At 48.9% G+C, this 6242-nt stretch carries 6 protein-coding genes; 4 read left to right on the top strand and 2 right to left on the bottom strand.

From position 1 onward, the window contains the following. The 3 genes from R3177_RS12315 to R3177_RS12305 all read left to right on the top strand — a co-directional run. The coding region (locus R3177_RS12315) for an ATP-binding protein (RefSeq protein ID WP_318971326.1) at positions 1-1214 on the top strand (1214 nt) is incomplete at its 5' end. 84 nt (positions 1215-1298) lie between these two features. Next, positions 1299-1664, top strand: coding sequence for a dihydroneopterin triphosphate 2'-epimerase (gene folX / locus R3177_RS12310; RefSeq protein WP_318971327.1), 366 nt, complete (start codon positions 1299-1301; stop codon positions 1662-1664). Positions 1665-1722: 58 nt separating this feature from the next. Continuing rightward, positions 1723-2613: a TIGR01777 family oxidoreductase gene (locus R3177_RS12305; protein ID WP_318971325.1), complete on the top strand. Its 891-nt coding sequence runs from the start codon at positions 1723-1725 to the stop codon at positions 2611-2613. Between the two features lie 10 nt (positions 2614-2623). Here R3177_RS12305 and R3177_RS12300 read toward each other — a convergent pair whose 3' ends face one another. Further along, entirely contained in the window at positions 2624-5110 is a 2487-nt protein-coding gene (locus R3177_RS12300; RefSeq protein WP_318971324.1) for an ABC transporter permease, read from the bottom strand. Beyond that, a complete protein-coding gene (locus R3177_RS12295; protein WP_318971323.1) occupies positions 5100-5816 on the bottom strand; it encodes an ABC transporter ATP-binding protein in 717 nt (238 codons plus the stop codon). Before R3177_RS12295 ends, R3177_RS12300 begins: the two co-directional genes overlap by 11 nt. On the opposite strand from R3177_RS12295, the gene R3177_RS12290 reads away from it, so the two are divergent. Beyond that, the coding region (locus R3177_RS12290; protein WP_318971322.1) for an arylesterase at positions 5815-6242 on the top strand (428 nt) is incomplete at its 3' end. The two genes, R3177_RS12295 and R3177_RS12290, sit on opposite strands and share 2 nt — an antisense overlap.

Raw genomic sequence — 6242 nt, 5'->3', positions numbered from 1 at the left:
CAGACCTGAAAATTCAGAACGGTAAAGTTGAGCTAAGCAATACAACACTGTCACCGGATTTTTTCCGGCCTGATTCCGGGTTGAGCGCTTACATCACCAGCAATGACATCAGCCCGGCTGCTCCACAAAACCGAAGCAGGTCAGGTCACAATAGTTCAGGTAATGACAATATTGTCTGGCAATCAGACTCGTCATTAAGTCAGCCATTCAGCCCGCCCGATACGACACTCGTGCCAGGAGAGGACCGGTTTTATCCCTATGTCAGTAGCAATCAGCAATACTGGTTATTGAGCATAGCGCTGCTGTTCGATTCAGGCGAGCAAACCCATCCTCTGACAATTCACATTGTTCAAACCGATGAAATGTTGACTGCGCCCTATCTGAGTTTCCGTAATACTCTGCTCACCTGGTTTATCTGGATTGGTGCAGCGCTGATTTTATTCAGTGTGCTTGCTTACTATTGGACAACTAAACCTTTGAGTAAGCTTGATCAGGAAATTCGAAGACTGGAAGGCGGTGAGCAAGATCATCTGAACGGTCACTACCCTGCAGAACTGACCACCATTAAGGAAGATCTGAATTTATTACTGGCCAACCAGAACCGGCAGAAACAACGCTACCGAAATCATCTGAGTGATCTTGCCCATGCCCTGAAAACGCCGGTTGCGGTTTTAAATACCTCGGTACTAAGTCAGCAGCCGGAATTGAAAGAGCAGCTTGACAGGATCAGTGCCATGATCGAGCATCAACTGAAAAGAGCTGGCAGCTCTGGTCAGGATATCTGGAAAAAACAATTTGATATCCTGCCCCACATTGAAAAACTCTGTAACGCCCTGCAAAAAATTTATCGCGATAAAGATCTTACTATTCAGATTGACTGTCCGCCAAACGCCACCTTTCGTGGTGATGAAACTGACCTGATGGAGATAATGGGTAACTTACTTGATAACGCCTGTAAGGCCTGTAAACAACAGGTACGTCTGACAGTGACCCAGCACCCACTGAATTTAATTATTGAAGACGACGGCCCTGGCATTGCCAAAGACGCCAGAAAAAAGCTGTTTACCCGCGGTACCCGGCTGGACACTTATAAAGACGGACATGGAGTCGGTTTATCCATTGTTGCAGAATTGGTGTCATCCTACTCTGGTGGCATGCAGATTACTGAAAGCCCGCTTGGCGGGGCCAGATTTGAACTGATTTTTCCGGAATAAACTTTAACAAGTCAGCTTGCAATAAAAAGCTGATCGTCCTGCCTGAGCCCAGCGTAAAGCAAGTAAACTTTCTGAGGATACAGCATTATGGAACTTAACCCTGCAACCATTAAAATTAAAAACCTTCGTTTACGTACTTTTATCGGCATTAAGGATGATGAAATTAATAATAAACAAGACGTGATTATCAACGCAAAAATCCAGTACAGTGCGAACAGTGCGGCAGACAGCGATGATATGAGTAATGCCCTTAATTATCGCACCATTACCAAACAAATAATTGAACTGGTTGAAATGAACCGGTTTAGTTTGCTTGAAAAACTAACAGCCGATGTACTAGCCCTTGCCAGTGCTCATCCTGCAGTGCATTTTGCTGAAGTTGAGATAGATAAACCGCATGCCTTGAGATTTGCTGACTCTGTGTCTCTGACTTTATCTGTAAATAAATAACAGAGCAGTAACAACCCGCTATAATTAGCAGCACAATATCGATTGACAGGAGCATATCATGCGTATTTTCGTCACCGGTGGAACAGGTCTGATTGGTTCTGCCCTGCAAAAATACTGGCGTGAACAGCATCAGTTAATCATATTAACAAGGCAACCGGTCACCAAATTTCAGCAAACAGCAGCCATAACTTACGTTAATCAGCTGCAGAATGTCGATTTTAATGCTGTGGATGCGGTTGTTAATTTAGCGGGTGAACCGATTGCTGATAAGAGATGGACTGATAAACAGAAACATCGCATCTGCCACAGCCGCTGGCAGTTAACTGAACAACTTAGCGAATGTATTCAGGCGGCAGAGACACCGCCGGCTTGCATGATAAGCGGCTCTGCCGTTGGCTACTATGGCCGGCAAGGCACTGAATTTATTACTGAAGAGCATAGCGCATTTTATCCTGAATTCAGCCATGATATTTGCGCCCGCTGGGAAAACCTGGCACGTCGGGCAGGCAGCGATAAAACCAGGGTGTGTCTGCTGCGAACAGGTATAGTGTTATCTGAACAAGGCGGCGCGCTCGCAAAGATGTTACCCGCGTTCCGGTTCGGACTCGGCGGGCCGATTGGTAGTGGCCAGCAGTATATGTCATGGATCCATATCGACGATATCGTTAAACTTATCGACTTTCTGCTGCATTCGCCGACATTACATGGCCCGTTTAATGCCGTTGCGCCCAAACCCGTTACCAACAAAGAATTCAGCCAGGCGCTTGCCGACCGGTTAAACCGGCCAGCAAAACTGACGATGCCTGCGTTTATGGTGCGCTTGCTGTTTGGCGAAATGGCCGACCTGTTGCTTTACGGTCAGCGGGTCATTCCACAGCAAGCTTTAGATGCCGGCTTTAAATTTCAGTACCCTAAACTGCCAGCTGCGCTGGCAGATTTAGATTTGTAGATCGCAAGCCCTAACTTTGAATCACCCGCCTGATAAGCACAGCACCCGGTATCTGCAACAGACGCCGTAATTGCCACCAGCCCAGCAAGCTTACGGTCAGGATACCAATAACCGGGCCAAGCCACCATAAGGCAAAGTGAAACTGGAAAGGCATGTCAAATACCCGTTGTTGCAGCACCATTAATAATATTTCTGCCAGAATAGTGGCAAACAGCCCGGCAAGAGCCCCGAGAAAAGCAAACTCGAGCAACAACGCATTGCGTAAAAAGACATACTTAGCACCCAGCGTGCGCAGAATGGCGAGCTCCTGCTCGCGTTGTTCCAAGGTGGCCTGCACCTGAGCAACTAGTACCAGCGCTGCCGCAAGCGCAATAATCAGCAAAATAAAACTCAGCGCAATAGTGACCTGGGCAATAATATCGTTTACCTGATTGATAATGGCATCGACACTAATCACTGTAACGGTAGGCATTTGCCGGGCTAATTGGTTAATCAGCCTGCCACTGCCCTGCTCCAGGTAAAATGCCGTAATATAGGTTGCCGGAAAATCTGCCAGCACGTCAGGGCTCAAAATCATATAAAAGTTGGGTTGTAAACTATTCCAGTCAACCTGTCTGATACTGCTGACAGTGGCAGTAATCTGTTGTCCGCCAATGGAAAAGGCCAGGTTATCGCCGAGGTCTAGCTGTAACCTCTGAGCAATTTCCTGCTCAACCGACACTTCCGACTTTGGTTCAGCACCAAACCACTGCCCTGCAATCACTTTATTATTAGCCGGCAATTGCGACAGCCAGGTCAGATTAAGTTCACGTCCCACGCCAACCCGTTGCTCGCTGCGATCTTCTTTTGACGCTTCCTGCTGCAGTTGTTCACTGTTAATACTGACTAACCGTCCCCTTACAACCGGATAAAATGGTTCCGGCTGCAAATTATTTGCTGCAGTAAAAGCATTGACGCTGGCTCGCTGCTCTTCACTGACATTCACCAGAAAGTGATTCGGCGCACCTTGAGGAATTTGTTGCTGCCATTGGCCAATTAGTTCTGCCCGAAGAAAATACAGCAACAGTGTCAGGAAAATTGCGAGGCTGAAGGTAATCAGCTGAAAGCTGTTTGGCCATAATCTGCGGCGCAAATTAGCCAGGGCCAGCCGACGAGCACTACTTTGTCCGGCAGCAACCGGCCGCGCAAGCTTCACCATAATTGCCGCAAAACCCAGCAAAATAGCCGCAAATAAACCACAAAGTAAAAACAGTCCAACACTTATCAGCAGTTCGCCACTGAATAACCACATCAACCCCCAGATTGCTGCCGCACCCAAAATCAGCTGCCATTTATCCAGATTAATAGCCGCCGCGGGTTGCTTCAATACTTCAATAGCTGGCGTTTTTGCCAGCCGCCATAAGGGTCTGGCAGCAAACAACAAGGCGCAGATAACACAAGTTAAGATCCCCAACGCCAACGGCCTGACACTGAATGCAGTGCGGTAATCACTGATATAGTGACTGATCCCGAATTCAGCAGCAAAGATAGCCAGCTGACCGCCTGCCAGCCCCAGCACCAGACTGAACACCACCACCAGCAATAAATGACTGCCGTACAGCAATCGGGCTCGCGCTGTAGTGGCACCGAGCGCTTTGATAATCGCGACCGCCTGGGTATGCCTTTGGCTGTATCGACTGGCAGCGACTGCGGCTGCACACGCCGCCAGTACAATGCCCAGCAAGCCAGCTAACAGCAAAAACCGTTCAGCCCGCTCCAGTGCACTACCTATTGCAGATTCGCGATCAAGATTCCGCCAACGCTGGTGGACGGTCAGCCTGGGCGCAAGCAAGCTCGTCAGTTTATCCAACGCCGCTTCAGCCCCGGCGAACAAATATCGGTAACTTATCCGGCTGCCAGGCTGCACGATATTGGTAGCAGCAACGTCATCCAGATGCATAATGACTCTGGGAGAGCCTCCAAAAACACTCAGTGGCGCATCAGGTTCATTGACAATGACCCCGGCAACAACCAACTTAGCATCTCCCACCTCTACCCTATCACCAGGCTTAACCTGGAGTAAATCCAGTAATCTGGCTTCAAACCAGATTTCACCCGGTGTTAACTGCCCCTGCGGCCCGGCACTGACGCTGGCTGAACGATGCAACAGCAAGTCACCACGCAGCGGATAGCTGTCGCTGACGGCTTTAATCGTCGCCAGCTGCATTTGCTCTCCGGCGAACAACATTGAGTCAAATTGCATCTGTCTTGCCGAACTGATACCAAGCTGGTCAGCTACGGCAAAAAAAGCGTTATCGAACGGCTGACTTGAGCCCAGCACTCTGTCTGCAGCAGTAAACTGCGCACTTCGCTGCTGCAATGCACTTTTAACACTCTGGGTGATGCCACTTAAACTGACCACAGAGCCTACAGCCAGAAAAAGCGCAAAGGCGATAACCCACAGTTCGCCGCGTTTTAACTCCCGCCAGAATAAACGCCCTGCAATACTAGCCCACATCAGCACTTTCCTCTGTCGCAGGCGCTGAATTAACAAACTGGCCAGAGCGCATCTGGTGCTGATACTGACAACGTTTTGCCAGCTCAGTATTATGGGTAACCAACACTAAAGTTGTTCCCTGGCTATCATTTAATTCAAACAGCAAGTCTTCGATCATTTTACCGGTTACCGCATCCAGATTGGCCGACGGCTCATCAGCAAACAAAATTGCTGGCTGAGTAATAAAGGCTCTGGCAATGGCAACTCGTTGCTGCTCTCCACCGGATAACTGTGACGGATAAAAATCAGCGCGTGCGCTCAGGCCAACTTGTTCCAGTAAGGCCAGGCCCCGCTTACGGGCGACTTTATCCCCTGACAACTCAGCAGGCAGCGTAACATTCTCCAGTGCGGTAAGACTGGGTAACAGCAAAAAAGACTGAAATACAAAACCGACATCGCGGGCTCTTACGCCAGCACGCTCATCTTCTGACATCTGATGCAGCGGCTGACCTGCCATATAAATTTCACCTGCACTGGGAGTATCCAGGCCTGCCAACAAGCTAAGTAAGGTTGATTTACCTGACCCAGAGGCACCGACGATAGCTACTGTTTCCCCGCGATTGATTGTAAGACTGATATCATGCAGGATAGTCAGTGATCCCTCCGGGACCTTGACGCGTTTAGCAAGGTTTGTGGCTTTTATATGTAATTCAGGTGTTTTAGTCATGCGCATCATCTTTTTGTTGTTAATCAGTTTAGTCAGTCAGGTCAGCTACGCTGACAAATTACTTATCTTAGGTGACAGTCTCAGTGCCGCATACGGCATGCAGCAGCAGCAAGGCTGGGCTGCGTTACTTCAGAAAAACACCGACTGGCAGCTTATTAATGCCAGTATCAGTGGCGAGACCACGGCAGGTGGCCTGGCGCGATTACCTGCGTTGCTGACAGAGCATCAACCAGATATCGTGTTGATTGAACTGGGCGGCAACGACGGCCTGCGTGGCTTTTCAGTAGAACTTATTCAGACAAATCTGAGTAAAATCATTACGCTGATCCAGCAGCATAATGCCGAGCCGTTACTAATGCAAATACGCATCCCGCCAAATTACGGACCACGTTACGTCAGACAATTTACCGCACTTTATCCCCAACT

Origin of the sequence: Arsukibacterium sp., from assembly GCF_033722355.1 — a bacterium.
In the GTDB taxonomy this organism is placed as follows: Bacteria; Pseudomonadota; Gammaproteobacteria; order Enterobacterales; family Alteromonadaceae; genus Alishewanella.
The sequence above is the reverse complement of the archived record's forward strand: the minus strand, read 5'-3'. Positions and strand labels throughout refer to the sequence as shown.

Coding starts and splice junctions, on each gene's coding strand:
- R3177_RS12305 (WP_318971325.1), top strand. CDS start 1,723: ATGCGTATTTTCGTCACCGGTGGAACAGGTCTGATTGGTTCTGCCCTG.
- R3177_RS12300 (WP_318971324.1), bottom strand. CDS start 5,110: ATGTGGGCTAGTATTGCAGGGCGTTTATTCTGGCGGGAGTTAAAACGC.
- R3177_RS12295 (WP_318971323.1), bottom strand. CDS start 5,816: ATGACTAAAACACCTGAATTACATATAAAAGCCACAAACCTTGCTAAA.